Origin of the sequence: Corynebacterium amycolatum SK46 (assembly GCF_000173655.1) — a bacterium.
Lineage (GTDB): Bacteria > Actinomycetota > Actinomycetes > Mycobacteriales > Mycobacteriaceae > Corynebacterium > Corynebacterium amycolatum_A.
Map to the genome: position 1 here is coordinate 30,936 of NZ_ABZU01000013.1, position 26,388 is coordinate 57,323.

30 protein-coding genes and 1 pseudogene are annotated in these 26,388 nt (G+C 58.2%); 17 read left to right on the forward strand and 14 right to left on the reverse strand.

The window, feature by feature from the left end:
* Positions 1 to 16 precede the first annotated feature (16 nt).
* Positions 17 to 1,288 carry a molybdotransferase-like divisome protein Glp gene (glp, locus tag CORAM0001_RS08490; protein ID WP_005511382.1) on the reverse strand — a complete coding sequence of 424 codons (1,272 nt, stop codon included), beginning with the start codon at positions 1,286 to 1,288 and terminating at the stop codon, positions 17 to 19.
* Positions 1,289 to 1,367: 79 nt separating this feature from the next.
* Positions 1,368 to 2,342 carry a UTP--glucose-1-phosphate uridylyltransferase gene (locus CORAM0001_RS08495; protein WP_005511393.1) on the reverse strand — a complete coding sequence of 325 codons (975 nt, stop codon included), beginning with the start codon at positions 2,340 to 2,342 and terminating at the stop codon, positions 1,368 to 1,370.
* A gap of 132 nt (positions 2,343 to 2,474) precedes the next feature.
* Between CORAM0001_RS08495 and CORAM0001_RS08500 the strand changes: the two genes are divergently transcribed.
* The 3 genes from CORAM0001_RS08500 (at position 2,475) to mscL (ending at position 4,455) form a co-directional block, all read left to right on the forward strand.
* Complete coding sequence (locus CORAM0001_RS08500) at positions 2,475 to 3,149, forward strand: 5-formyltetrahydrofolate cyclo-ligase (protein ID WP_005511443.1); 675 nt, start codon at positions 2,475 to 2,477, stop codon at positions 3,147 to 3,149.
* Positions 3,150 to 3,338: 189 nt separating this feature from the next.
* On the forward strand, positions 3,339 to 3,803 hold the full coding sequence (locus tag CORAM0001_RS08505) for an SAF domain-containing protein (RefSeq protein ID WP_244262041.1): 465 nt from the start codon (positions 3,339 to 3,341) through the stop codon (positions 3,801 to 3,803).
* Between the two features lie 235 nt (positions 3,804 to 4,038).
* Positions 4,039 to 4,455, forward strand: coding sequence for a large-conductance mechanosensitive channel protein MscL (mscL, locus tag CORAM0001_RS08510; protein WP_005511392.1), 417 nt, complete (start codon positions 4,039 to 4,041; stop codon positions 4,453 to 4,455).
* Between the two features lie 280 nt (positions 4,456 to 4,735).
* Here the strand turns inward: mscL and CORAM0001_RS08520 are convergent, their stop codons facing one another.
* From CORAM0001_RS08520 to CORAM0001_RS08545, 6 genes are all read right to left on the reverse strand, one after another.
* The gene (locus tag CORAM0001_RS08520) at positions 4,736 to 5,305 is read right to left on the reverse strand and encodes a MogA/MoaB family molybdenum cofactor biosynthesis protein (RefSeq protein ID WP_005511427.1); all 570 of its coding nucleotides are present in this window, start codon (positions 5,303 to 5,305) and stop codon (positions 4,736 to 4,738) included.
* A gap of 72 nt (positions 5,306 to 5,377) precedes the next feature.
* Positions 5,378 to 6,697 carry a S1C family serine protease gene (locus CORAM0001_RS08525; protein ID WP_005511409.1) on the reverse strand — a complete coding sequence of 440 codons (1,320 nt, stop codon included), beginning with the start codon at positions 6,695 to 6,697 and terminating at the stop codon, positions 5,378 to 5,380.
* Between the two features lie 157 nt (positions 6,698 to 6,854).
* Complete coding sequence (locus tag CORAM0001_RS08530; protein WP_005511402.1) at positions 6,855 to 8,411, reverse strand: sensor histidine kinase; 1,557 nt, start codon at positions 8,409 to 8,411, stop codon at positions 6,855 to 6,857.
* Positions 8,411 to 9,103 carry a response regulator transcription factor gene (locus tag CORAM0001_RS08535; RefSeq protein ID WP_005511429.1) on the reverse strand — a complete coding sequence of 231 codons (693 nt, stop codon included), beginning with the start codon at positions 9,101 to 9,103 and terminating at the stop codon, positions 8,411 to 8,413. Before CORAM0001_RS08535 ends, CORAM0001_RS08530 begins: the two co-directional genes overlap by 1 nt.
* A gap of 242 nt (positions 9,104 to 9,345) precedes the next feature.
* The gene (gene rpmF / locus CORAM0001_RS08540; protein ID WP_005511439.1) at positions 9,346 to 9,519 is read right to left on the reverse strand and encodes a 50S ribosomal protein L32; all 174 of its coding nucleotides are present in this window, start codon (positions 9,517 to 9,519) and stop codon (positions 9,346 to 9,348) included.
* A 21-nt stretch (positions 9,520 to 9,540) separates the two neighbouring features.
* The gene (locus CORAM0001_RS08545; protein ID WP_005511390.1) at positions 9,541 to 9,807 is read right to left on the reverse strand and encodes a type B 50S ribosomal protein L31; all 267 of its coding nucleotides are present in this window, start codon (positions 9,805 to 9,807) and stop codon (positions 9,541 to 9,543) included.
* Positions 9,808 to 10,263: 456 nt separating this feature from the next.
* On the opposite strand from CORAM0001_RS08545, the gene rpmB reads away from it, so the two are divergent.
* From rpmB to CORAM0001_RS08580, 7 genes are all read left to right on the forward strand, one after another.
* Entirely contained in the window at positions 10,264 to 10,500 is a 237-nt protein-coding gene (rpmB, locus tag CORAM0001_RS08550; protein WP_016423274.1) for a 50S ribosomal protein L28, read from the forward strand.
* A 3-nt stretch (positions 10,501 to 10,503) separates the two neighbouring features.
* Entirely contained in the window at positions 10,504 to 10,668 is a 165-nt protein-coding gene (gene rpmG / locus CORAM0001_RS08555; protein ID WP_005511413.1) for a 50S ribosomal protein L33, read from the forward strand.
* 3 nt (positions 10,669 to 10,671) lie between these two features.
* Positions 10,672 to 10,977 (forward strand): 30S ribosomal protein S14, encoded by a 306-nt coding sequence (rpsN, locus tag CORAM0001_RS08560; RefSeq protein WP_005511414.1) that lies wholly within the window; start codon positions 10,672 to 10,674, stop codon positions 10,975 to 10,977.
* Positions 10,978 to 10,991: 14 nt separating this feature from the next.
* Entirely contained in the window at positions 10,992 to 11,243 is a 252-nt protein-coding gene (rpsR, locus tag CORAM0001_RS08565; protein ID WP_005511410.1) for a 30S ribosomal protein S18, read from the forward strand.
* A 165-nt stretch (positions 11,244 to 11,408) separates the two neighbouring features.
* The gene (locus CORAM0001_RS08570; protein ID WP_005511407.1) at positions 11,409 to 12,344 is read left to right on the forward strand and encodes an AEC family transporter; all 936 of its coding nucleotides are present in this window, start codon (positions 11,409 to 11,411) and stop codon (positions 12,342 to 12,344) included.
* Positions 12,345 to 12,391: 47 nt separating this feature from the next.
* A complete protein-coding gene (locus CORAM0001_RS08575) occupies positions 12,392 to 13,117 on the forward strand; it encodes a TIGR03089 family protein (protein WP_005511430.1) in 726 nt (241 codons plus the stop codon).
* Between the two features lie 53 nt (positions 13,118 to 13,170).
* Positions 13,171 to 14,781 carry an FMN-binding glutamate synthase family protein gene (locus CORAM0001_RS08580; protein ID WP_005511412.1) on the forward strand — a complete coding sequence of 537 codons (1,611 nt, stop codon included), beginning with the start codon at positions 13,171 to 13,173 and terminating at the stop codon, positions 14,779 to 14,781.
* A gap of 21 nt (positions 14,782 to 14,802) precedes the next feature.
* Here CORAM0001_RS08580 and purE read toward each other — a convergent pair whose 3' ends face one another.
* From purE to CORAM0001_RS08600, 4 genes and pseudogenes are all read right to left on the reverse strand, one after another.
* Complete coding sequence (gene purE / locus CORAM0001_RS08585) at positions 14,803 to 15,279, reverse strand: 5-(carboxyamino)imidazole ribonucleotide mutase (protein WP_040361729.1); 477 nt, start codon at positions 15,277 to 15,279, stop codon at positions 14,803 to 14,805.
* Positions 15,280 to 15,414: 135 nt separating this feature from the next.
* A pseudogene (locus tag CORAM0001_RS08590) lies at positions 15,415 to 16,574 on the reverse strand (5-(carboxyamino)imidazole ribonucleotide synthase).
* A 168-nt stretch (positions 16,575 to 16,742) separates the two neighbouring features.
* Positions 16,743 to 17,204 carry a YdbT family protein gene (locus CORAM0001_RS08595; RefSeq protein WP_005511422.1) on the reverse strand — a complete coding sequence of 154 codons (462 nt, stop codon included), beginning with the start codon at positions 17,202 to 17,204 and terminating at the stop codon, positions 16,743 to 16,745.
* 6 nt (positions 17,205 to 17,210) lie between these two features.
* Complete coding sequence (locus CORAM0001_RS08600; RefSeq protein WP_005511424.1) at positions 17,211 to 18,068, reverse strand: biotin--[acetyl-CoA-carboxylase] ligase; 858 nt, start codon at positions 18,066 to 18,068, stop codon at positions 17,211 to 17,213.
* A gap of 126 nt (positions 18,069 to 18,194) precedes the next feature.
* Here CORAM0001_RS08600 and CORAM0001_RS08605 point away from each other — a divergent pair, with 126 nt between their 5' ends.
* The 6 genes from CORAM0001_RS08605 to CORAM0001_RS08630 all read left to right on the forward strand — a co-directional run bounded on the left by CORAM0001_RS08605 (position 18,195) and on the right by CORAM0001_RS08630 (position 24,712).
* Positions 18,195 to 19,835, forward strand: coding sequence for an acyl-CoA carboxylase subunit beta (locus CORAM0001_RS08605; RefSeq protein WP_005511386.1), 1,641 nt, complete (start codon positions 18,195 to 18,197; stop codon positions 19,833 to 19,835).
* Between the two features lie 105 nt (positions 19,836 to 19,940).
* A complete protein-coding gene (locus CORAM0001_RS08610; protein WP_005511398.1) occupies positions 19,941 to 21,569 on the forward strand; it encodes an acyl-CoA carboxylase subunit beta in 1,629 nt (542 codons plus the stop codon).
* On the forward strand, positions 21,566 to 21,826 hold the full coding sequence (locus CORAM0001_RS08615; protein ID WP_005511381.1) for an acyl-CoA carboxylase epsilon subunit: 261 nt from the start codon (positions 21,566 to 21,568) through the stop codon (positions 21,824 to 21,826). Before CORAM0001_RS08610 ends, CORAM0001_RS08615 begins: the two co-directional genes overlap by 4 nt.
* 123 nt (positions 21,827 to 21,949) lie before the next feature.
* On the forward strand, positions 21,950 to 22,855 hold the full coding sequence (locus tag CORAM0001_RS08620) for an ABC transporter substrate-binding protein (protein WP_005511437.1): 906 nt from the start codon (positions 21,950 to 21,952) through the stop codon (positions 22,853 to 22,855).
* 67 nt (positions 22,856 to 22,922) lie between these two features.
* On the forward strand, positions 22,923 to 23,924 hold the full coding sequence (locus CORAM0001_RS08625) for a FecCD family ABC transporter permease (RefSeq protein ID WP_244262042.1): 1,002 nt from the start codon (positions 22,923 to 22,925) through the stop codon (positions 23,922 to 23,924).
* Positions 23,921 to 24,712 carry an ABC transporter ATP-binding protein gene (locus CORAM0001_RS08630; protein ID WP_005511435.1) on the forward strand — a complete coding sequence of 264 codons (792 nt, stop codon included), beginning with the start codon at positions 23,921 to 23,923 and terminating at the stop codon, positions 24,710 to 24,712. Before CORAM0001_RS08625 ends, CORAM0001_RS08630 begins: the two co-directional genes overlap by 4 nt.
* Positions 24,713 to 24,747: 35 nt before the next feature.
* Here the strand turns inward: CORAM0001_RS08630 and CORAM0001_RS08635 are convergent, their stop codons facing one another.
* Entirely contained in the window at positions 24,748 to 25,290 is a 543-nt protein-coding gene (locus CORAM0001_RS08635) for a hypothetical protein (protein ID WP_005511406.1), read from the reverse strand.
* Between the two features lie 2 nt (positions 25,291 to 25,292).
* Positions 25,293 to 25,505, reverse strand: coding sequence for a helix-turn-helix transcriptional regulator (locus CORAM0001_RS08640; RefSeq protein ID WP_040361723.1), 213 nt, complete (start codon positions 25,503 to 25,505; stop codon positions 25,293 to 25,295).
* A gap of 189 nt (positions 25,506 to 25,694) precedes the next feature.
* On the opposite strand from CORAM0001_RS08640, the gene CORAM0001_RS08645 reads away from it, so the two are divergent.
* Positions 25,695 to 26,297, forward strand: a complete 603-nt coding sequence (locus CORAM0001_RS08645) for a Maf family protein (RefSeq protein WP_040361725.1) — start codon at positions 25,695 to 25,697, stop codon at positions 26,295 to 26,297.
* Positions 26,298 to 26,388 lie beyond the last annotated feature (91 nt).

Genomic DNA, 26,388 nt, shown 5'->3' on the forward strand with positions numbered 1-26,388 from the left:
CGGTAGTGGAGTGTGGTCAGGCCTGGCGCGCCATGAACAGCACGTCAACTACATCTCCCGGACGCACGTGCAGCACGTCTTCCGGAATCACGATGAGGCTGTTGGCTTCCGACATACCGGCCAGAAGGTGGGCTTGCGCACCGCCGGAACCTCCCAGCGGCTGCACCATGTATTCGCCGGTCTCACGGTCACGCATGAGCTGGCCACGGATGTACCCACGGCGCTTCTCCGCCGACTCAATCGGGCCGACAGCACGAGCGGTGACAGCGCGGCGGCGGGGATTGCGCTTCCCCAACGCCAGCCGAATGAGGGGACGAACCATGACCTCAAAAACGACCAATGCGCCGACCGGGTTCGACGGCAGGAGGAACGTTGGAATCTTGTCATCTCCCAGCAGACCAAAGCCCTGGACTGAACCAGGATGCATAGCGATGCGGGAGACATCAACCTCGCCCAATTCAGCCAGCACACGGCGAATCTGCTCACCCGCAGCACCGCCGACAGCCCCCGTGATGACCAAAAGCTCACTGCGAATGAGCTGGCCTTCGATGATTTCTCGAATACGACGGGGCTCACCGGTGGCAATACCCACTCGGTGTACCTCGGCCCCAGCATCGCGGCCGGCTGCAGCCAGCGCATAGGAGTTGACATCGTAGACCTGACCGAGGCCCGGCGTGCGGTCAACATCGACCAACTCATTACCAATGGAAATCACGGACATACGCGGCTTGGGGTGCACCAAGACCTTCGAACGCCCCACCGCTGCCAGCAATCCAACCTGTGACGGTGAAATTACCGAGTCCAAGGACACCGCCACGTCACCCGGCTGCACATCGTCACCGACTTTGCGCACAAAGTCACCGGAGTAGACCGGATGGAGAACATTAACTCGACGGCCACCGCGGTCGGTCCAGTTTAGGGGCACGACGGCGTCGGCAAGCGACGGCAATGGCGCACCAGTTTGTACGCGCACGGCCTGCTTCGGCTGTAGCCGCATCGGGTGGTGAGAGCCGGCTGTCACCTCACCGACAACAGGCAGCTCGACCTCGCGAAAATCAACATCACTCTGACGCGCATCCGGAGGTAAAGACCCAGATTCGCCGACGATATCGACAGCGCGCACTGCATAACCATCGATTGCTGACTGCACGAATCCGGGCAATGGCTGCTCAGCGATGACGTCCTCAGCGCACAACATGCCGAGGGATTCCGAAATAGCAACGCGCACAGGATCAGGCATCACAGCGTGTGCGGTGATTGCCGCCAACTGTTCTTCCACAGAACGCATGTTTTACCTTCCTCGGCACCAACCCGCGGTGCGCTTTATGGCTATTCAGCTTCTCAGTACAAGCCTCTATAAAAAGGCTTTAAGCCTGTTCATCCTGCGCCAGACGCTGCTGCATGTAGTCGCGCAGCCCCTCGCCGTAGTCCGGATGCCTGAGTCCAAAGTCTACGCAAGCACGAATGAAGCCACCAGGATTTCCCAGGTCATGGCGGAACCCCTTGTGGACGACCACATGAACCGGATGCCCCTCTTGAATCAGCAGCTCAATTGCATCGGTGAGCTGGTACTCGCCGCCCTTACCGCGCGAGATGCGGCGCAGCGCATCGAAGATGGCGCGATCGAGCAAGTAACGTCCGACTGCAACGAAGTTGGATGGAGCATCCGCAGGGTCTGGCTTTTCCACCATGCCCTTGACTCGCTTCACATCGTCCCAGGCATCAGCGTCGGCCGCATCCGCACCGAGTTCACCAGACTCCGCCGGGGTGGCGTCCTCAATATCGAAGACACCGTAGTTGTAGACCTCTTCGTGAGGAATCTCCAGCGCACACAGCACCGAGCCACCAAAGCGCTCGCGCACTTCCGTCATGCGATCCATCACGCCCACTGGGAGCACGAGATCGTCGGGAAGCATGACAGCAACGCTGTCCTCATCGTCTTCGAGCAGTGGCTCTGCGACCAACACCGCATGCCCCAGGCCCAGCGGGCGATCCTGGACAACGGATTCCACGCGGATGACCTCGGTGGCGCGGCGTACCTTCGCTGCAATTTTGTCCTTGCCACGCTCGGCGAGAGTCTGCTCAAGGTCCGGGCGCGGGTCGAAGTGCCCAAGCACGCCGTCCTTACTCGGCGCTGTGACAATAGCCAGGCGTTGCGCACCAGTGGCGGCGGCCTCTTCGGCGATCATCTCGATGCCCGGCGTATCAACCACGGGCAGCAATTCTTTCGGCACTGTCTTGGTGGCAGGCAAGAATCGCGTACCCATGCCCGCGGCAGGAACGATGACAGTTCGAACCGGAGTAGTCATGTCCGAACCAGACTCTTTAGACGATGAGACCATAATGGCAACGATACCTATATAACTTCCATTTGCTTGGAGGCTGACCCCGCTTTTTCAACGCATTAATCAGAAATTTTCTCCAGCGCTGACGACAGCGGTTGCTCCCCTGACTGACAGAGTAGGTTTGCAGGTATGGCTCCGCTTCCCGAAACCACGTCCGATTTCAAAACCCGCACACGGCACGAGGTACTCACCGCACGCGCCACCAAGGGGCAGCGTGAGCGCATGCTTGACGACGAAGCACTGGTACAGCGGTTGCAAGAATGGTTATCCAATACCGTCGGCGACCTCGCAAACCCCGTCATTGCCGCTTATGTCCCCGCTGGCGACGAACCCGGCGCAAGCGTTTCTAATTCGACTGGTGGTGAGCCCGGCCAGGGCTTTGTGGAGGCTCTGGCCAACGCGGTTCCCAGTGCACGAATTCTGCTTCCCGTTTGCCCGCCCGGTCCACCACAGCCGCTGCATTGGGGTTACTACAACGGCAGCTTCAGCAAGGGTCGATTTGGACTCTTGGAACCTGTTTCGGTGGAAAGCGCCGCCGGCCCGGAGGAGTTAGGTGCCGCCGACGCCATTATTCTGCCGGCAGTTGCGGCCGACCCCGCAAGCGGGATGCGGTTAGGGCGTGGCGCTGGTTACTACGATCGCAGCTTGGTTTTCGCTCGACGCGACGGTGATACGGATGGGGTGAGAGCCGCGGCCATCGCTGTTGCGGTTTTCGACACCGAGTTGCGCACAGAGCTCGCCTACGATGAGCACGACGTTCCCGCCGATTATGTGATCACGCCAGCGAGGATTTCACAGATTTAGTGGAACCAATTTCGGGGTTTTCGCGCCTAACTTAATATGAGCCCAAAACATTCGTCCCGGTTTCCGCATCCATTCCCAAAGCTCCGCCCCACAACTATTCGGCGGATAGTTGCCCTCACTGTTTTCCTATGCGCAGTCGGCCTGGCGGCAGTGGAATCTTTAACGCCCCGCAGCGGCCATACTCGGGTAGTGATTAGCGCCAAATCCATTGCCGCTGGCGCATCGGTGGCAGAACAAGATGTGGCTTTCAAGGACATTCCTCGGGATCTCGTTCCCGGCGGGGCTGTAACGGACATCGCTGCTGTGCGGGGACGCACCCTGGCCACCGGCATGTCACCGGGCGAGATATTTACAGAGCAGCGAATGGTTGGCCCGTCACTTGCGAAGTCGCTGACGGGGACGTCGGAAAGCAAGATTATTGCTATCACGTTGACTGATTCGGGCATTGTGTCCGCTCTTCACACTGGTGACAGCGTGGATATTGTATCGACAGCAGATGAGCGCGGGATGGCGGCGCCGATTGCACACGGAGCAAGGGTGGTAAACATTGTCGATGATGAGGTGGTGTTAGTCGCACTGCCTGCTGGCGCCGCAGAGGTGGTGGCAGCGACCTCATTGGCCTCCCCACTCACACTGCTCCTCGCGGGAGAGTGACCAAAATCTCATACTTTATCGAATTTCACGCCTTTAACCAGGGGAAACTCTAAGAAGTTGACTTGTCCTATAACGTCGTACATGGCTACAATGGTGTCGCAACTCAAAACTACGATTAGGGCACTGCCCAACACCGCACTGCCCCGTTTTCAAATCGTATAGACCTGTATTGAGGAATGCGATGACTCACAGGTCTCGTTTGATTTGGTCCATTTTCTACAGAAGGAAATCTCCTATGCTTAAGGGCTTTAAAGACTTCATCATGCGCGGCAACGTCATCGACCTGGCGGTCGGTGTCGTCATCGGTTCTGCATTCACAGCAATCGTGACCGCTTTCACTGACAGCCTGCTCGAGCCGCTGCTGAACACCATCGGTGGCGCTGAGGTCAAGGGTCTTGGCTTCGAAATCATCAGCGGCAATCCGTCGACCTACCTTGACTTCGCAGCCGTCATCACTGCAGCAATCAACTTCCTGCTGGTCGCTGCCGTTGTCTACTTCGTCATCGTTGCTCCGATGAACAAGTTCAACGAGATTCGTGAGGCTCGCTTGGAGACCTCCGCTGAGCCGGAGGTCACTGAGGCTGACCTGCTGACTGAGATTCGTGACCTGCTGGCAGAGCAGAACGGTAAGCCGAAGACGGAGCTGAACTAGCCTCTAGCTGCTAGTTGTGGGCTTCCGATAAGAAGCTAACTAACGCTTTTACACAGCGCTCATCCCCAATGGGGTGGGCGCTGTTTTGTCCAGTAGTCCGCATCAAAATCACGAGCATCCTCCGGGGATTCATCGTGGTAGTGCACTGTGCGCGCAGTTTTCGCACTGCGTGACTGGACAAAGTTTTTCGCCGGTGCACCTGCGCGGCGACGCTGCCTACGGCTGCCACTGCGCGACGTGGCTTGCTCGGTCTGATTGGGCTGCTTAGCGTCGCCCATTCCTAGACGCTCCAGCGGCAGAGATCATCAAGCACATGAGAGACCAGCGGGAGAATTGTCGCCATGCCATCGCGCACCGCAGCGCGAGACTCCGCGAGATTGATAATCACTGTCTGCCCGGACACTCCGGCCAAACCGCGGGACAGCCCCGCATCCAAGGCGCCAGCTCCCATACCGGAGTTACGAATAGCCTGCTCGATGCCCTGCAGCCGCACATCGAGAACCTTGCGAGTGGCATCCGGAGTCTTCGCACGAGGACCAACGCCAACACCGCCCACCGTGACGACCAAATCTGCGCCACCGACAACAGCGGTATCTAGAGCCTTCCGAATCTCACGCTTCACTGCACCCGTGCTGACCACGGCATCGACCGAGTAGCCGTCTTCTTCCAACAGCTCAACCATGAGCGAAGCCGCACCATCCGGGTTCTCGAAATGGTCGCCCACGAGGACAACGAACGCATTTCGGACCTGGCCGTCGTCGTTGATAAGACGCTCCATCTCAGCGAGGTTGACGTCACTTGGCTCAGTACTCACGGTTTCACTCATCTGCTCTATCTCGCTTTCTCCCACAGCTTTTCACTCGAAGTTTCACTCGAAAACTCTTCTACAGATGGTGAGGTACTCACTCCACCACGCTGCCTATCAATCCTGGGCTTCTGCCAAGGTGACATCGACCGTTCGCTCGTTGCCGCCTCGCTCATCTGTAACTGTAAGTGTGACAGAATCCCCGATCCGATGCGACCGGATAGCCGCAATTAGTGCAACGCCGTTGTCAAGTGTGCGGTCATCAACCTTGGTAATCAGGTCACCGTCTTTCAGCCCTGCTTTATCAGCTGGGCCGCCTGGCGTTACTTCTCGCACCAGTGCACCACGTGCAATCGGACGCGAATCGATCTGGGCACCAATGACAGGCATCCGTGCCTTACCGGAGTCGATCAGGTCTTCCGCTATGCGACGAGCCTGATTAACCGGAATTGCGAAACCAAGGCCAATGCTGCCCGCCTGCTCCGACGCCTCACTGTTAGAGGCAATCACGCTGGGCACACCGATGAGGTTGCCTTCCATATCCACAAGCGCTCCGCCGGAGTTACCCGGATTAATCGCCGCATCGGTCTGGATTGCATCAATGACCGAGGACTGACCGTCTTCACCAGCGGCGGTCACCGGACGGTTCTTAGCAGAGACAATGCCCTGTGTAACAGTGGAGGTCAGTCCCAGTGGCGAACCAACGGCCACCACTTCCTGGCCAACCTGAACCTGCGAGGAGTTGCCCAGCGAGATTGGGCGCAGCCCGTTAACACCTTCAATTCGAATAACGGCAATATCCGTAGCCGCATCTCCTGCAACCAGAGTTGCCGGGTGCGTGGTGCCGTCGGAAAGCAGGACTTCCATATGTGCGTCCGGACCCGCGCCTGCGACAACGTGGTTATTCGTCAGCACCAGGCCGTCGGACGACAGAATGGAACCTGACCCCGACGCCGTGCCCCGCTCCGAAGCAGTGGTGATGGAGACGACACTGGGAAGGACTTTCTGCGCGACCTTCTCCACGGATCCCTCAGCTGCTGCTACCTGGCGGGTTTCCGCAGGCTTATCCAGCGCGTTGTCCGCGGGGGCCGACGACTGTGAGTTGTGAACTACCCATGCGCCGACACCGCCACCAATACCGGCCGAGCACAGCATCAAGGCAGCGACTGCCAGCGCCCCCATGCCCTTAGCCCCCTGGGCCCCCTTGGTCTTCGGCTGATTGGCTGCAACGTCCCACTCTGAACCGCCTCCATAAGCGCCGTTCGGCTGAGACGGGATGGTGTTGTAGTGGGAATTCTCCCAGCCGTGCTCATTGACAGAAAACTGGTTCGTCTCACCAGCATCCCCCATGGCACGGTTCTCGCTGAAGTTGTGAGATTGCGAGGAGTAATGTCCCCGCTCATCTCCTCGCGAGGAATCGTTGAAAGAGTTGCTCATACGTAATACCTTGCACTGTCTGTCTAACAATTGGCTGAGAGCAGTCTGCGGTCTCGCCGATAATTCCCCGAATGAAACACCGAATCCCCGCCACACACTTCCTTAAAAGGCCGCGCACAGCGGGGATTACTCAGCTTTGACGTGGGGTTATGCGTTTCTAGCTAGGCTCTTGAGCGGAATCGGAGTCTTCACCTTTTCCGCTGTGGGGACTGCCCGGCAGAGTCACTCGCATCAAGGCACCGCCATCATCGGACTCATCGGCAGTAATCGTGCCCCCGTGGCGGACGATGACCGACTTCACAATGGCCAAGCCCAGGCCGGATCCAGGCATCGAACGTGACTGAATGGAGCGGTAGAAACGCTCGAATACCTTGTCTCGATCTTCCTTCGGAATACCTGGCCCCGAGTCCGCCACCGTGAATTCAGCGACAACCTCGCTGAGCGGTGTCAGACGAACCCGCACGGTGCCATTTTCTGGCGACCACTTTGCAGCATTGTCCATCAAGTTCAAAACTGCGCGACCAAGACCCGCCGAATCCCCGTAGACATACCACGGAGCTGTCTGCACATCGAAAGTAATATCCGGACGACGACGCTCAACACGCGCCAGCGACGTAGAAATGATTTCGTCGACATCGACATGCTCAATAACCTGTTGCGGGCCATCTTCGCGCGCCAGATCAACCAGGTCACCGACCAACGTCGACAGCTCTTCCAGCTGTGCGATGACGTCAGCTTCCAGATCCGCGCGATCCTCATCCGAGATTGCCGCTCCCGAACGGGAGGCCATCATCAGCAGTTCAATATTTGTGCGTAACGACGTCAGCGGAGTCTTCAACTCATGACCAGCATCTGCAACCAGCTCTGCCTGCTTAATGCGCGACGCTTGAAGTGCGGCCAACATCTCATTGAAGCTGCGGGTAAAGCGTGCAAGCTCATCGTCACCCTCCACAGGGATTGGGCGCAGCTCGTCGGTTTCCGTCACTCGTTCCGCGGCGATGCGCAGCCGAGTGACCGGACGCAGACCCGTTGTTGCCACCGTAATACCTGATCCGATTGCGAAGAGGATTCCGATAGCAGAGATACTCAGCAGCACTGCACTGAGCGCTTTCAAGACCGACTGTGTCGAACTCAAGTCCTGCGAGAGGATCAGCGTCGCACCGTCTTCAGAGCGGACGGCGTACACACGACGGCCGTTGTACTCATCGGTGCGAATCGACTCCTGTCGATTCCCCCGCAACACCGCAAGTTCGGGGCCACCAATAGAGATTGAGCCACCGCCTTTGCCCGCCACACTGCCGTGGGCAAAGTACACCGCGTCCAAATCGGGGTTCAGAATCCTGTTTGAGTCCGCTTCAAAGGAGGGGCCAATGGCAAACTCCGAAGCGTACGGTGACATCAGCAGCTTTTCGGCCTGGCTACGGAGGTTACTGTCCACCTCGCGGTACAGCGCTGCCTGCACAGTAAAAAACGCAGCCAGCGTCATCAGCCCCACCGACATCGCCACAATGAGCGCCGTCAGAATTGTCAGCCGCCAACGCAGCGAAGGGATACGCGAGCTCCGTGGCAGGCCGGGAAGCGATTCCCCTGCCATCGTCGCAGCATTCGCGGACTTCTCTTGCTTACCGACGGTACCTTGCCCCGGATTGGTCTCCGTGGCAGAACGCTGATTTGATTGCACGCCACCGCCGGTCGAACGACGACGGCGCAACATCACGGTGCGGTCTCCCGCATCACATAACCGACACCACGAACGGTGTGAATCAGACGCGGCTCGCCCTCTGCCTCCGTCTTGCGACGCAGGTAGCCAATGTAGACCTCCAGCGCATTGCCGGACGTCGGGAAGTCATAGCCCCAGACATCCTCCAAGATGGCGGTACGAGAGAGTACACGCCGCGGGTTGCTCATCAGCAACTCCAGCAGCGCAAACTCTGTACGAGTGAGACTAATGCGGCGTTCACCGCGGAAGACCTCACGAGTTTCCGGATCCAGGGAGAGATCCTCAAACTGCAGAGTTGCGGCATCTTCCATCGCAGGCACTTCCAGAGCAGACCGACGAAGTAGCGAACGGACACGAGCGAGCAGCTCTTCCAATGCGAACGGCTTGGGCAGGTAGTCATCTGCGCCGGCATCAAGACCAGCTACGCGCTCGGAGACTGAATCACGTGCAGTCAACATCATGACCGGCAGATCATCGCCTTCGCTGCGCAGCCGACGGCAAACATCCAGACCGTCGAGCTTCGGCATCATGACATCCAAAATGGCCAAATCCGGACGATCCTTGGCAATCTTTTCCAAGGCCTCTGCGCCATCCTCGGCGAGCTCGACCGTGTAGCCATTAAAAGTCAACGATCGCCGCAACGCTTCGCGTACCGCTTGATCGTCATCAACTACCAAAATCTTCATACTGCCCATTGTGCCTTGAAAATATAAGGCGAGTGTAAATGTGACACAGATTCTTCGTGAGAGAGCTCCCATAAAACCCGGCCATAGAACTAGAAAAACCTCACCCCATCGCCAAGTACAGGCGATGGGGTGAGGTTTAAAAGCTCTTTATCAACTGTTCCTTACACACTGAACGCACTCTGGGCGCTCGAAGCGCTCTGTGGTTCAGCGAGGAACGTTGTCAGCATCCTAAAAGATGCGCGTTAGAACTTCTCGACGTCAACCAGGCCGAGCTGAACAGCCTTGGCGATGCGACGAGGAACGTTGTAGACGCGGCCGTTTACCTTGACTTCCTGGAGAGCGACGTTGTTGCTCTTCCACTGGGAACGGCGAGCGCGGGTGTTAGCACGCGACATGCGACGCTTTGGTACTGCCATTTTCTTATTCCCCTCCTATTCTTAGTTCTTCTTCGCGCGGCGAATGCGGTTACCGTAACGGCGCTGGAACTTCTCGACGCGACCAGCGGTGTCCATGACACGCTGAGCACCGGTCCAGAACGGGTGCGACTCGCTGGTGACGTCAACGACGATCAGCGGGTACTCGTTACCGTCTTCCCACTCGACAGTGCGGTCGGAGGTGGCGGTGGAACGGGTAAGGAAAGAGTGACCCGTGCCTGCGTCCTTGAAAACCACCGGGTGGTAATCAGGATGGATGTCCTTCTTCATTAATTCTCGTTTCCCTCAGGATTGAACTTCAGGTCGCTTTCCCCCAGCTAAGAGTGAGAGAATCGTGCCTGAGTTGGGTACGAACACGACTTACAATGACACGCACCAGCTCAATACTTCTACAAACCGGCATGTGACACTCGATGGAATATTACAGGCTCAAGCCCGAAAATTAAAAAAGGGCCCTGCACTAACGCCCGTCGACAAGCATGAACCCTATAACGACACTCGAGAGTAGCGCCGAGAAAACCACAGTGGAACAGCGATTAGGTTATCCCGCAACTCGTGTGTAAACTGTTCTCTCGCTGTTGTCTAGTTATTCGTTTACGCGCTCAGCGTCGAGTGTCAGTGGGCAGCGCCCCGGAAAAGACCAGGCGGAATCCTCGGTTATTCAATAATCCGGCGTGGCGCACCAGTGATGTCGGCATTGGGCGGCAAGGAAGCAAAGGAATCCCTATGTCGGCGATTTGCCAGGTTACGGGACGCAAGCCGTCTTTCGGCAAGACCGTGTCCCACTCCCATCGGCGCACATCGCGCCGTTGGAACCCCAACGTGCAGCGTAAGAAGTTCTACCTCGCCTCTGAGGGGCGTCACATCACTCTGAATGTGTCCCCGAAGGGTCTGAAGACCATCGACAAGTACGGTATCGAGGCTGTTGTTGCTCAGATTCGTGCACGTGGGGAGAAGATCTAAAAAATGGCACGTAATGACATTCGTCCAATCATCAAGCTGAAGTCCACTGCGGGCACCGGTTACACCTACGTGACCCGTAAGAACAAGCGCAACACCCCGGACCGTATCACCATTAAGAAGTACGATCCGGTTGTCCGCAAGCACGTCGAATTCCGCGAGGAGCGCTAATTCATGGCTAAGAAGTCCAAGATTGCCAAGAACGAGCAGCGCAAGGAAATCGTCGCTCGTTATGCAGAACGTCGCGCTGAACTGAAGCGCATCATCAAGTCCCCGCACTCCACTGACGAAGAGCGCATGGACGCACAGTACGAGCTGAACCGTCAGCCGCGTGACGCGTCCCCGATTCGCGTCCGCAACCGTGACGCTGCAGATGGTCGCCCGCGCGGCTACCTCCGCAAGTTCGGTCTGTCCCGTGTCCGCGTTCGTGAGATGGCCCACCGTGGCGAACTCCCGGGCGTCCGTAAGTCCAGCTGGTAAGTCGAGGAGCACCAATGAAGCGCAATCACTCTAACAAGAAGGCGCGGATGGAGCAGTCCCGCCGCCCGAAGAAGAACCCGCTCAAGGCCGCAGGCGTTGAGAAGGTTGATTACAAGGACATTAACCTGCTCCGCCAGTTCATCTCTGACCGCGGCAAGATTCGTTCCCGCCGCGTCACCGGTCTGACTCCGCAGCAGCAGCGCCAGGTCGCTACCGCTGTGAAGAACGCCCGAGAGATGGCACTCCTGCCGTTCACCAGCCGCTAAAGATGGCTGGTCGGCGGGAGCCGATCATTCGAACACCCGCCGAAAGGCCTTATTTACGCGCTGGCCGCATGACGATACATGCGATAACAGCGTAAAGCGGACTCAGTCCTTCCCCACCGAGGGGATTGGATTGGGTCCGTTTTTTAATGTCTAAAATATGCACTTATGCCTGCTCTCACCGAAATATTCACCGGCTTTGGTTCCGTCGCAGTACTGATCATTGTTGGCTGGTTGTTTGGGCGCAGTGAGATCGTCGATAAGCGGGCATCTTTTACCCTGAACATGGTCGTGTTCTGGATCGCGATGCCGTGCATGCTCGCGCACACTCTCGCGACGGCGGATTCGGCGAGCATCTTCGGTTCGGCGTTTGGTGTCGCGGCACTGTCGGCGCTTGGCACGGCGGCGTTCTACCGGATTTTTGTGGCGCCCATGTTCAAACAGCGCGGCGCCGATGCTGTGGTCGGCGCGATGTCATCGAGTTACAACAACGTCGCTAATCTCGGCGTGCCCATCGCAGTCGCAGTGCTTCACGACGCTACCGCCGTCGTCCCAGCCCTTATCTTTCAAATTGCCTTCTATGCGCCCGCTTCCATGACCGTGCTGGAAATCCTCACTAACCGCGGTCATTTCCGACCACGCAATGTCATCATGGCACCGCTGAAGAACCCGATCTTTCTGGCGGCGATGGTGGGGCTTGCGGTTAATGCGTTTGCTATCGAAGTACCTCAGTTCGTAGCGCATCCAGTGGGGCTATTGGGGCAGGCCGCGGTGCCAATGGCGCTTCTGGCCTTCGGTATCAGCCTGCATGGCATGCCGTTTATGGAAGCCGGTCGCTCCCCTCGTCGCGCCGTCGTGGTGGCATCTACGCTGAAGCTTTTCCTGCACCCCACGCTGGCTCTGCTGTTCGGCCATTTCGTCTTTGGTCTCAGCGGGCATGCGCTGCTGGCAGCTGTGATTATCGCCGGCCTGCCGACAGCTCAAAACGTCTACACCTTCGCCTCCCGCTTCGGCCGGAACCTTGAACAGGCGCGCGATTGCGGCGTGATTACGACAATCGCCTGCTTGCCGACGGTCCTGTTGTTCACCCTGCTGTTGAGTTAGGTAACTCTTCCCGACGGCCTGGAGAGAATCTCGTTACCCTTGGAGGCGTGGAGATTCTGAAGACACTTCTCGAGGCCGACCCGTCCGTGCCTCGTTTGACCTGTTATGACGAAACTACCGGCGGTCGTACCGATTTGTCGGCCCAAACCCTGGACAACTGGGCCAGCAAGATCGCCAACATGCTGCACGATGAGTTCGACCTCGTCGCCGGAGACCAAGTATGGATTGATTTGCCGTTGATCTGGCAGTCCGCCTGCATCATCCTGGGCTGCGAGCGTGCTGGCGTCACCGTTAGCGATGAAGAGCCGCTGGTCGTATTCACCACTGTCAGCAACGTCAGCACGTGGGAAGAGAAGTTCCCAGATGCCTACATCGCAGTGCTTACCGACGACCCCTTTGGCCGCGGTGTCGTGGAATGCGGTGATGATATTCCACCGGGAGTCATTGACTTCGGTCCGGAAGTTCGTTTCCACCCAGACGCATATCTAGGCGCGGGCCCGGACTCCGACCAAACCCCCGTTATTGGGGAAAAGTCCGCTGCTAATCTGCTTTCGTCGGCTGGAGACTACGCGGATGAGATGCAGCTCACGCCCGGTTCCCGCGTCGTTTCCGACGGCTGGCTGATGCCTGATTCTTCACAGGTCATCGCAGATAAATGGGCACGTAATGTGCTGTCGGCTTGGGTTCGTGGAGGTGCTGCCGTCGTCGTGCGCGGTGGCGATAGCGAGCGTGTCGCTGCTATTTCTACGGCCGAAAAAGCCCGTGTGATTTAATCGCGGCCGGTCCGTCGAGAAGCACGCTAGGTAGTCGCGATAACCTGGAAACCGTGATTACCCGACCATATATTCTTGCGATTCTCGCCCTTATCAACGTCTTGGGCGCACTGGCTGTATGGGATCTGAGCCCATGGTGGTGGATTCTGATGGCCTTCATCCTCTTCCTGGATGTTGTGGCTGTCTATGACATGCTTCAAAAGAAGCACTCCATCTTGCGGAACTTCCCGGTCATCGGCCATCTGCGCTACATGGGTGAGACCATTCGCCCTGAGATGCAGCAGTACTTCATCGAGCGCAATTTCGACGGCGCTCCGTTCGACCGCGATACCCGTACCGTGGTCTACGAGCGTGCGAAGGGGCTGTCCTCGAAAAAGTCCTTCGGTACTGAGCGAAAGATTAACGCGCCCGGCTACGAGTACGTCCGCCACTCCATGGCTCCGAACCCGCACATCATCGAAGATCCACGTGTAGACATCGGAGGCCCGGACTGCACCCAGCCGTATTCAGCATCGATCTTTAATATCTCGGCCATGAGTTTTGGCTCGCTGTCCCCGAATGCTGTCATGGCGATGAACAAGGGCGCGAAGCTGGGCAATTTTGTTCAGGACACTGGCGAGGGTGCCATCAGCCCGTACCACTTGAAGTACGGTGCGGACATTTATTGGCAGCTGGGTTCCGGCTACTTCGGTGCTCGTACCGAAGATGGCGATTTCGACCCCGAGCTCTTCCGCGAGAAGGCTAAGATTCCGCAGGTCAAGGCAACGTATCTGAAGGTTAGCCAGGGTGCAAAGCCGGGTCTCGGTGGCATGCTGCCGGGTCACAAGGTCAATGAGGAGATTGCGGCTACCCGCCACGTACCAGTTGGCAAGGGCGTGATGAGCCCGCCGTACCACCACGTCTACTCCACCCCGCGTGAACTTGTCCGGTTTATGGGCACCATGCGTGAGCTCAACGGAGGCAAGCCAGTCGGTTTCAAGCTGTGCGTCGGCTCCCAGCTCGAATTCCTCGCTGTGTGCAAGGCCATGCTGGAGGAAAACATCACACCGGACTTCATCATCGTCGACGGCGCTGAAGGCGGCACCGGCGCTGCACCGCTGGAATACTCCGACCGTGTTGGCCTGCCGCTAACCGACGGCCTGATTTTGGTCCACAACGCGCTCGTCGGTGCCGGTCTGCGCGATCGCATCAAGCTGGGTGCGTCCGGCAAGGTCATTACTGGCTTCGACATTGTTAAGCGCATGTGTATCGGCGCTGACTTTGTGAATTCGGCCCGCGGAATGATGATGGCCACGGGGTGTATTCAGTCTCAGCTGTGCCACACCAACACTTGCCCGGTGGGCGTGGCTACCCAGGATCCAAAGCTATGGAAGGCCCTGGATGTCGACGACAAGGGCCAGCGTGTGGCCAATTACCACAACGCCACGGTTAAGGAGGCAGCTAACCTGTTGGCATCTATGGGACTGAAGAGCTTCTCCGAGTTAGGACCGACCCACCTTCTACGCCGTACAAGCGAGCAGGTCGGCGAGTCCTACGCCGAGCTCTACAACTGGCTCCAGCCAGGCGAGCTGCTGAGCGGCACTCGCTTCCACAACTGGGCCGAAGCCTGGGAGACCGCCGATCCGGACACGTTCCACTACCCCGCAGTTCATATGCGCGGGTAGTTCGGGGGCTGGCTCGATGCCCTACTCGCCCATCAACTTCTTGCGTAGACGCTCATCCTTTACCAGGACCTCATCACGCATGTTGGCCTGGTAATTCTCCATCGCCACAATGAGCTCGGGGTAACCAGCCGAGAGGATACGCACAGCCAGCAGGCCTGCGTTCTTAGCGCCGCCCACGCCGACGGTTGCCACAGGAACGCCGCCCGGCATCTGAACAATTGACAGCAGTGAGTCGATGCCCTCTAGATTCTCCAGCGCACGTGGCACACCGATAACCGGCAGCGGAGTGGCGGACGCAACCATGCCCGGCAGGTGCGCAGCGCCACCGGCGCCAGCAATGATGCAGCGCAGACCCTTGTCAGCGGCCGACTTTGCGTAGTCAATCATGCGTTCCGGAGTGCGGTGCGCAGAGACCACGCCTACCTCAAACGGAATTCCGAACTCAGCCAGGACTTCAGCTGCCGGCTCCATGGTCGGCCAATCCGAGTCCGACCCCATAATCAGGCCAACCAACGGACCGGTTGCGTTGGCCAGCTTCGGGCTTGCCACCTGGTTTGCTTCAGCCAATGTTGTCTCCTTCGAGATATGAGCGAGAGATGAGTAGAAACTGCCTCAGCGAAACAGCCTAAGTGCTTAAGCGTCGTTAGCCGGATCGCCGTCTGTCCAGACACCGTCGACAATGTAGCCAGCGGCAAGGTTGGCAATTCGACGAGTCTCCGCGATACCTTCCGGGCTCGCGTCGTAACCGCACAGGTTGACGTGGCCAAGCTTACGTCCCGGACGCCAATCCTTCCCGTACCAGTGAATCTTTACCGATGGGAAGCGACGCCACACCTCCGCGAAGCGCTGAGCAATCGGCACATCCGAGGCCTCTTCGCCGCCAAGAGTATTGACCATCACTGTAACCGGCGCAGTCGGACGAGTGGACCCCAGAGGCAGATCAGCGACCGCACGCAGGTGCTGCTCAAACTGGCTGGTCTCACAGCCGTCCTGAGACCAATGGCCAGTGTTGTGTGGGCGCATAGCCAACTCGTTGACGAAAATCTCCGGATTGCCGTCGGCATCGACGGTCTCAAAAAGCTCGACTGCCAGCGCACCGGTTACCCCCAACTCGGAAGCGATGGCCACGCTGAGCTTTTCGGCCGCGCTCGCAAGCTCGTCGGAAAGTCCCGGCGCCGGGCAGATGGCCTCGACACAGATGCCGTCACGCTGCACGGACTCGAGGACCGGCCAGGCCTTGACCTCCCCCGACGGTGTGCGCGCACACATGGCCGACAGCTCGCGAACCAGCGCGACCTTCCGCTCGGCCATCAGCGGCACGTCTTTGCCCAACAGCTCGTCGACAAGCGTGCGCAGATTCTCGCGGTCCTCGGGAACCACACGCCGTGACCGTCGTAACCGCCACGGCGGGCCTTCAGGCAGACGGCGCCGTCAACGCGGTCGAAGAAAGTCTCGGCATCCTGGACGGACTCAATAGCAGCGTAGGCAGGTACCGGCGCGCCCAGTTCCTCCAGGCGCTGGCGCATCAGCAGCTTATCCTGCGCGTACAGCAACGCCGACGGCTGAGGCTGAACCGAGTAGCCCATCTCGGTCAGCTTGTTGAGGAATTCGGTGGGAACGTGCTCATGGTCGAAAGTCACGGCCTGCGCACCGGCGACAGCGCGCTCAACGTCCTCCCAGACGTGGTAGTCGCCGATGATAACGTCCGCACACACCTGCGCCGCGGAAGCATCCGGGGAACCGGCGAGCAAACGGATGGACTGTCCCAGCTCAATGGCCTCAGTCTGCATCATGCGAGCCAGCTGACCGTCACCAATCACCGCCACAACCGGCACACCATCAGCATGCGCGGGATGCTGTGCAGCAGTTAGCGCTGCAGCGGAATCAGAAGTGGAATTAGTGGAGTTTTCAGGGGTATCCGAAGCAATCACACCCCTGATTGTAGGTTATGACCCAAAATTCTAAGTCAACCGGGAGACCAACTTAGCCACCTTGCGGGAGCTGGGAATATCTTCCACAGCCAGCGGCGGGCCGAAACTGCGGGTCTGCAGATACAGCACGCCGCCCTTGCGATTGACCGCACGCACCGAACGCAGATCAATCGAGACCATCTGCGGGCGCAGAATGCCACGGCGCAGAATAATTCGCCTATCAGTCAGTACAAACCGCTCCCCCAGCCAACTTAGTACCGGACGAACAACGCGCCAGAGAATAAGCCCCAGCCACGCGAAGAGCAGCAGCTGACGCACACCTTGTAAATCTCCCGGAGCAATCGCAGGGCCGTCGATAAAACCAATCAGCAACCAGCAGACGCCGGTGATAACCATGAGCTCCAAGAGCGGCCACACCAGCCGACCAAAGGTTGGATTAGTGTCCAGCAGAATTGCCTCGCGCGTGTCCAACTCATCATCGGGAAAGGCCATACAACACTACCTCCGCTCCGAATCAGTCTGCGAGGACGCATAGCCGCCGTCAGTGGCACGAACATGGAACACGTCACCGGCCGCAACAAAGTGGCTTGTGCCAGCTTCATCGGTGACGATCAATTCGCCGTCGGCACACACACCAACCGCCTTGCCCACCAGCACGCGATCCCCCGATAACTCCACGCGCACGTTCGATCCGATGGTCGCGCACACCGCCTCGTAGTCCCGCAGCAGCTCAGCATCGCCCTTTCGCCACTGCGCTTGACGACGTCCCAGCACACGCAGCACACCAGCGGAGATGTCGTCGCGGTCGAGGTTTTCCGCTCCCGCCAGGTATAGCGAAATGGCGTGTGGCACCGGCAACTCATCTTCCTGCAGAGAAACGTTGATGCCGATTCCCGGAATGAGAGTTGGCGGTGTCAGCGACGCGGCCTCCACCAGAATTCCGCAGAGCTTACGACCGTCAACCAGGACATCGTTCGGCCACTTCAGGGAAACGCGTTCAGGCGCAAGACCCGCAACTTCCACGACAGCATCGACAACTGCGAGGCCCGCAACTAACGGCAACAGACCCAGTTGCTCCGGTGCGAGCCCTTCCGGGCGCAGCAGCGCGCTGAGTGCAATGGACGCACCCTTCGGGGCCGTCCAACTACGACTCAGTCGACCGCGACCTGCGGTCTGCTCCGAGGCGATGAGCGCACTGAGGTCTGTCACCTGCCCCAGTGCCGCCTGCTTCCGAAGATCGGCATTGGTCGAACCAGTGGTTTCGACAACCTCAATGGAACTCCAGCCCAGCGCGGCTGCGCGTACACGCGTGGCATCAAGAGGCTTGCGGGAAGCAACAATTCTGGGGTCGGTCATGCACAGCAGTCTAGCGCCATGGCCGGATTCACTGAGTCGTGGCCGTTCTCAAGGGCTCGACAGCGTGAGAATCATCACAGCTCGCCTGCTTTACTATTTTCCTTCTCAAACACTACATTCCATAACATGACTATTTCCTCACGTTTGGCGGCGGAGCAACACACCACCGCTTTTCTCAATGAAGACCTTCTACGCCGACGCACTGCTGCACTGACTCCAATGGGGTCGCGAGGCTACGACAAGCTCAAACTGACTGAGCGCATGAATGCCCGCGAGCGCATTGACTATCTGCTGGACGAAGGATCTTTTGTCGAATTCGATGCGCTAGCCCGCCACCGCACTACCGCATTTGGAATGGAAGCCAAACGTCCCGTGACCGACGGAATTATCACCGGCTGGGGAACCATAGACGGCCGTGAGGTCTGCATCTTCTCTCAAGACGGCACAATCTTCGGTGGTGCACTCGGAGAGGTCTACGGCGAAAAGATGGTCAAGATTCAGGAGCTTGCCATCACTACCGGCCGCCCCCTTATCGGCATGTACGAAGGTGCCGGCGCCCGCATCCAAGATGGCGCAGTCTCACTGGACTTTATTGCCCAGACGTTCCACCACAACGTTCGCGCCAGCGGCGTCATTCCGCAGATTTCAGTCATTTTTGGTGCCTGTGCGGGCGGAAATGCCTACTCCCCAGCGCTGACGGACTTCGTTGTCATGGTGGAGGAAAGCTCCCGTATGTTCGTCACCGGCCCTGACGTAATTGAAACAGTCACTGGCGAAAAAATCAGCCAGCACGAGCTCGGCGGCGCCGACACTCATATGGAGATCGCCGGAAACTCCCACTACACCGCCACTAGCGAGCAGGATGGACTCGACTGGGTCTGCGATTTGCTCGACTACCTCCCCAACAACACAACTTCCCCCGCGCCCAGCTGGGCTTCCGATGCCAGTGACGAAATCACCGACACCGATCGCACCCTTGACAGCCTGATTCCCGACAGCCCATCCACGCCGTACGACGTACATGAAGTTATCTACACGCTTTGCGACGATGCGGAGTTCCTGGAAATCCAGGAAAACCGGGCAGCCAATGTCGTGATTGGCCTTGGCCGTCTCAACGGTCAATCTGTTGGGTTTGTCGCTAATCAGCCCATGGAATTTGCGGGCTGCCTAGATATCGATGCAGCGGAGAAGGCTGCTCGATTCGTCCGAACCTGCGATTGTTTCAACATTCCACTTGTCTTTCTCGTAGACGTACCGGGCTTTCTCCCCGGTTCGAATCAAGAACACCAGGGAATTCTGCGCCGTGGCGCCAAATTGCTCTATGCGTATGCAGAAGCAACCGTTCCTAAAATCACCGTCACCATGCGCAAAGCCTATGGCGGCGCGTATTGCGTGATGGGATCAAAGGGGCTCGGCGCGGATGTAAATCTGGCTTGGCCGACGGCACAGATCGCCGTGATGGGCGCCTCTGGTGCAGTACGCTTCCTCCACCGCGGCGAGATTCGAACCGCCACCGAAGCAGCTCTCGCAGCAAACCCAGCGGCCGATCGATTTGGCACTCCCGAGAGTGTGAAAGAACTCATTGCTGAACTGGAAATGGGGTACGAGCAACACATGCTCACGCCTTATCGTGCCGCCGAACGGGGGTTAATTGATGAAGTCATCCTCCCCTCCGAGACACGAACTCGGGTGATAAAAAATCTGCGCCTGCTAACTTCAAAGAAAGTACCGTGGCCTGCGCGCAAGCACGGCAATATTCCGCTGTGAGAGCAGGCTTTTTGCTGTACGACGAGCTAGTCATTACCCCTACTTTTGTTAACAGCGATTGCCCCCAACTACCTCCCCCCGTTTTCGAAACGTAAACTAGTTGGCATGACGACTGCCGCAAATACATCAACCGGTGAAACCCCGGATTTGACCACTACTGCTGGAAAACTGGCCGATCTGCGAGCCCGCCTCGCAGAAACCCAGGCCCCAATGGGCCAGGCCGGTATTGACCGCGTCCACGACAAGGGCAAGATGACCGCTCGTGAGCGCATCGAGTTCCTCTTGGACGAGGGCTCGTTCGTGGAGGTTGACGCTCTCGCACGTCACCGCTCCAAGAACTTCGGCCTCGACGCCAAGCGCCCTGTGACTGACGGTGTTGTAACAGGCTACGGCACCATCGATGGCCGCCAGGTCTGTGTCTTCTCGCAGGACGGCGCCATCTTCGGTGGCGCGCTCGGTGAAGTCTACGGTGAAAAGATTGTCAAGATCATGGATCTGGCCTTCAAGACCGGTGTCCCAATTATCGGCATCAACGAGGGTGCGGGCGCCCGCATCCAGGAGGGCGTTGTGTCCCTCGGCCTCTACTCCCAGATCTTCTTCCGAAACACCCAGGCTTCTGGCGTTATCCCACAGATCTCCCTGATTATGGGAGCCTGCGCTGGTGGCCACGTCTACTCCCCGGCTCTGACCGACTTCATTGTCATGGTCGATGGCACTTCCAAAATGTTCATCACCGGCCCGGACGTTATTAAGACCGTCACTGGCGAAGAGGTCACACAGGAAGAACTGGGTGGCGCTGGTACTCACATGAGCACCTCAGGTACTTCGCACTACACCGCTGCTGATGACGAAGACGCTCTGACTTTCGTTCAAGAATTGGTCAGCTACCTGCCGTCCAACAACCGCGCTGAGGCTCCTCGCATGGAGGCTGAGCCGTTCGAGGGCGCCATCGCTGACAACATCACTGAGTCTGATCTCGAGCTCGACACGCTGATTCCGGACTCCCCCAACCAGCCGTACGACATCAAGGACGTCATCACCCGTCTGGTCGACGACGAGGACTTCCTGGAGATTCAGGAGGACTACGCACAGAACGTGGTCATCGGCTTCGGTCGCGTCGAGGGTCGCTCGGTCGGTTTCGTCGCCAACCAGCCGATTCAGTTCGCTGGCTGCCTCGATATCAAGGCATCCGAGAAGGCGGCTCGCTTCGTCCGCACCTGTGACGCCTTCAACATTCCGATCATCATGCTGGTTGACGTTCCAGGCTTCCTGCCGGGCACCAACCAAGAGTTCGACGGCATCATCCGCCGTGGCGCCAAGCTGCTGTACGCGTACGCTGAGGCAACCGTTCCGAAGATCACGGTCATCACCCGTAAGGCTTACGGCGGAGCTTACTGTGTGATGGGCTCCAAGGACATGGGCGCTGACATCAACCTGGCATGGCCTACCGCTCAGATTGCGGTCATGGGTGCTTCCGGCGCTGTCGGCTTCATCTACCGCAAGGAGCTCAAGGCCGCTGCGGCCGAGGGCAAGGATGTCGTCGCACTGCAGAAGGAGTACGAGGCAGAGTACGAGGCCACTCTGGTCAACCCGTACATGGCTGCTGAGCGCGGCTTCATCGACGCCGTTATCCCGCCGAGCGAGACCCGTGGCCAAATCATCGAGGGTCTGCGTCTGCTGGATCGCAAGGTTGTTAACGTACCCGCCAAGAAGCATGGGAACATTCCGCTGTGACCGATTCCACGAACACCCCAGCAACCGAAGGCAAGGATGCCGCTGCAGCCCCGGCTGCACCGTTCATGTCCGTTCTCAAGGGCAACCCGTCTGACGCTGAAACCGCCACGCTCGCGCTTTTGTTCGCAGGTATGGCAGCAGCCGGCGGCGCCTCAGAGGATCGTGGTCCCCGCAACGACTGGGGTCGGCTGGAAGAGGGCTTCAACCAGCCGCACCAGTACGTGCCGGGCACGTTCCGCAACGTCCATTTCTACTAGTACAGCTACTGCTTACCGCGTAGTCGTTACCGTACGCTAGCTGCGCCAATCTGCTAGTGCGAAGCGCCATCATCGGGTTTTCCGATGGTGGCGCTTTAATCGTCAACGCTAGTATTTAAGGCTATGAACACTAAGTCACTTTCCGCTGGATTATGCGCACTGATACTGTTCCTCGTCGGCTGTGCTCCCACCGACGATGCCGCCGAAACCCCCTCGGATAAATCGGCTGGAGGTTCGGGAAGCGTCGCTAAGCGAATCGTCTCTCTGTCCCCCACTGCTACCGAGACGCTCTATGAGATTGGCGCGGGCGACCAAGTTGTTGCTGTCGACTCGTTTTCCGACGTCCCGGAGAACGCTCCACGCCGTGACTTCAGTGGCTTTACCCCCAACCCAGAAGCCGTGATTGCAGAAGATCCGGATTTGGTGATTGCCAGCGTCGATGCCAACGGCTTGGGCGCGGCACTGGATGCTGTCGACATTGAGTTGCTGCTCCTTCCCGCTGCCACAACTTTTGAGCAGGCATACGACCAGATTGAGCAGGTTGGTGAGAGTACCGGCCATGCGGATGATGCGCAGAAACTGGTTGGCCGAATGAAGAAAGAGATTGAGGCCACTGTCGACAGTGTTGACCCGGAGATTCGGGATGCGGGGCTGAGTTACTTCCACGAAGCGGATTCGACGCTATACAGCGCCGGCGATGCCACGTTCATCGGACAAGCGTACTCGTTATTTGGCCTGAAATCCGTCGCTGGGCCGGGTGATGATTATCCGCAGCTGACAAATGAGGCAATTATTCAGGCAAACCCGGATTTCATTTTCCTAGCCGACCATGGTGATGCCGGCGGCGTGACTGAGGAAGACGTTGCCTCTCGACCTGGCTGGAACGAGATTGCTGCGGTAAAGAACAAGCAGATCATTCCGCTGGATCCGAATCTAGCCAGCCGTTGGGGTCCGCGGCTTCCACAGCTTATCCAGGACATTGCCGAGGCGTTGAAGTCGTACCAGCAGGTGCCGGCCCCGGCTCAGTAGCGACACTTTAGAGTCACAGTAGCGACCCAGTAGCGAGAAATTGTTGTCATTCATTCCCAAAGGCACCGTGCCTATTGTCCTTACCGCAATTGCCTTAGCGGCAACACTTGTGCTGGGTGTGTTCATCGGTGCCGCGCCCCTGCCGATAGCGGGTGTCTTTCACGCGCTCTCTGGTGGCCTCATCGGCGGGGATGCGGCTGCGCTGACTGCTCGGCAGTCGGCAATCCTCTTTAATGTGAGACTTCCCCGCGTAGTGATGGCTGCACTAGTCGGCGCGGCGCTGGCCACAGCCGGTGCCGCTTACCAAGCTGTGTTCCGCAATCCACTGGCGGACCCATACCTTCTCGGCATCTCTTCCGGAGCCTCCCTGACAGTGACGGTCGCAATCCTCTTCGGCGTGGCTGCCGCAGCAATCCCGTTGGTCGGCTTCCTCGGAGGCGTTCTCGCAGTAGCGGTCACTTACGTTGCAGGCACATCGCTCGGTGACCGTTCCTCCCCAGTTACTGTCATCTTGGCAGGTGTGGCGGTAGCTGCCTTTGCCAACGCTATGCAGCAGTTTCTACTGCAGCGCAACGAAGATTCCCTCCGACAGGTATACGGCTGGATGCTCGGTCAACTCGGTACCGCGACGTGGAAATCCGTACTTACAGTGGCACTACCGATTGCACTGGGCGTGTGTGTCATCGTCGCGTCGTCACGCAGCCTTGATGTGCTGAGCGTCGGGGATTCCGAGGCGGCGTCGCTCGGGCTGAATGTGGAGCTTGTGCGCGTGGCGATGGTCTGCGCTGCCACTCTGATTACCGCCGCTGCGGTGAGCGTGTCCGGACTGATCGGTTTTGTGGGAATCATCGTGCCACACACTTTGCGGCTTCTCGTCGGCCCCGGGCACCGACTATTGCTGCCCCTAGTCGTTCTTGTCGGCGCGATGTTCCTACAGCTAGCGGACATCGTCGGCCGAACTGTACTGGCCCCCGCCGAGGTTCCGGTAGGCGTCGTTACGGCTGCAATTGGTGGACCGTTTTTCCTCTTTCTACTGCGCCGATATGGCAAGTCGAGGGGACGCTCATGACACTTTTGCTGAACTGTCAGCACGTCGAATTCCGCTACCCCGGCGCCGACGACCCATCGCTGCGAGACATTTCGCTGTCGGCCCACAAGGGCGAGTGGCTAAGCCTTATCGGCCCGAACGGTTGCGGCAAATCCACCCTGCTGCACTGCATCGCCGGGCTCAACCGTTGCCGTGGTGATATCGAGATTGCGGGTATTCGCCCGCGAAATACTCCACGCCGCAAGCTCGCTCAAAGAGTCGCGCTCATGCCACAACGCCCAATCATCCCGGAGGGGCTACGAATCCGCGACTACATCGCTCTCGGTCGCACTCCGTATCGCGGTCGCGACGGCGGGGTCGTCGACGCAGTGATGGCTCGTCTGAATCTCGCGACTTATGCGCAGCGCACGCTTAACGACGTCTCGGGCGGCGAACTCCAACGAGTAGTATTGGCACGTGCTCTGGCGCAGGAACCTGAGGTTCTACTTCTCGATGAACCCACTTCCGCCCTGGATATCGGCATGGCGCAACAGGTGATGGAACTGGTCGACGATATCCGCCACGAATCCGGGTTGACTGTTATTGCGGCTGTGCACGATCTGACCTTGGCCGGCCAGTACAGCGACCGCATTGCGCTATTGGCCACCGGCCAGTTGGTGTGCTCTGGCACCCCTGGTGAAGTTCTGACAGAAGCCATAATCGAGGAGGTATACGGCGCAACGGTGCAGGTAACAGAAATGGGCGCTCCGGCTGTGATTCCGCAACGCCCATCGTGGCAGGGACCGGTGCAAGGCCGCGATCGCACCTAATACAGGTCCGGTCCACCTAGTACTGGTCAGTTCTTCTAGGCCTGACCACCTGCAGCATCTCCGTCACACTCATCATCGAGCTCACGATCGAGACGGCGCTGATCGCGGTTACGAGCTGCTGGCCACACCACTTTGAACAGGAAATAGACAAAAGCCAGGCCAACAACAGCGCCTCCCACAGCGCCAGCGATGGACCCCCACGTTTCCGATAGTGCCCCGCCAGCGCTTGCCTCAGAGAGCATTTGCACTCTGATAAAACCAATCAGCCACAGTCCAATGACGACTACGACTGCGGCAATCTCGCCTCTTGTAAGACCATTAATTTTCGGCATTGGCACTTGACGTCTTAACCACCGCTGCGAAAACAGGAGTCCTACCAGCGGCATCAAGATGATTGCCACCGTCACGCCCACCATCTTCGGCTCTGGAATGAGCCAAATCAGTACAGTTGCAAGCACGTAGTTCGCCCACATCGTCATAGTGAACCCGTAGGTGTAGGACTTATGCAGCAACATCCGCTGATACTCATCGTCCACCGTCGCATCGCTGTGTTCAATAACGACATCTGCGTAGGACATTGTCAGTTTCCTTCCTCGCCAAAGATTTCTTCGACTGTTTTTCCAAGCACCCTGCAGATTCTCAACGCCAAATACACCGAGGGTGAGTAATTTCCCCGCTCGATATTTGCGATTGTTTGCCGCGAGACCTCCACCTGCGCAGCTAAGTCCGCTTGGCTCAGCTCTAACCAGCGGCGATATCTCCTGACCTGGTTCGAACGGCTTTCCCCACTCATCTGTGAACTTTCTTTAACCTTATGTCAAGTTTATTATACATTCTTCACGGATGGACCGTCACTTCGCGGGTGGACCGTCACTGAAACGCCCACATTCTTACAATCAGTCACACCCCATGCATGTTTGCCCCATGCATGTTTGCCATAAAAATTAGGCTTTTATGATTCCCCTCATTAAAATCAAAAGCCATGAGCAGCCCCCGCATTGTCCTGGCTTCCACCTCGCCCTCGCGCCTGCACATCCTGCGCACTGCGGGCATTGAGCCCCTCACGGTAGCGCCCAACGTCAACGAGGACTCTCTTATCGCAGCACTGCCAGACGCAACGTCGGTACGCATCGTTGAACAGCTCGCACAGGCCAAGGCACACGCCGTCGCCCCGGAATACCCCAACGATATCGTCATTGGCGGGGATTCAATGCTGCTTCTCGACGGACACTTGCAGGGAAAGCCTCACACCGAAGGAAAAACCATTGAGCGGTGGCACCAACAGAGCGGTCGGACAGCCGAGCTAGTTACTGGTCACTGTGTCGTCACACCAAAGGGCGAACACATCGAGGTAGCAATTACCTCCCTCGATTTCGCAAAAGTCCCCGAAGAGGATATCCGCGCCTACGCCGCAACGGGAGAGCCGCTCGAGTGCGCTGGTGCGTTCACACTGGAGGCCCTGGGCGGCTGGTTTGTTGACGGCATTAGTGGCGACCCATCCAGCGTGGTCGGACTATCACTACCAGTCGTGCGCAGAGCCCTATACCGTTATGGCTACTCGGTCTCTCAATTCTGGAACCGGTAGCCGACGCATGAGCAGTCATAAAGCAAAAAGTGTGTCCGGTTCTCAAGATAGTGACTGTTCAGGACGCATAAAACGGGGTTAAGTAGCAAAA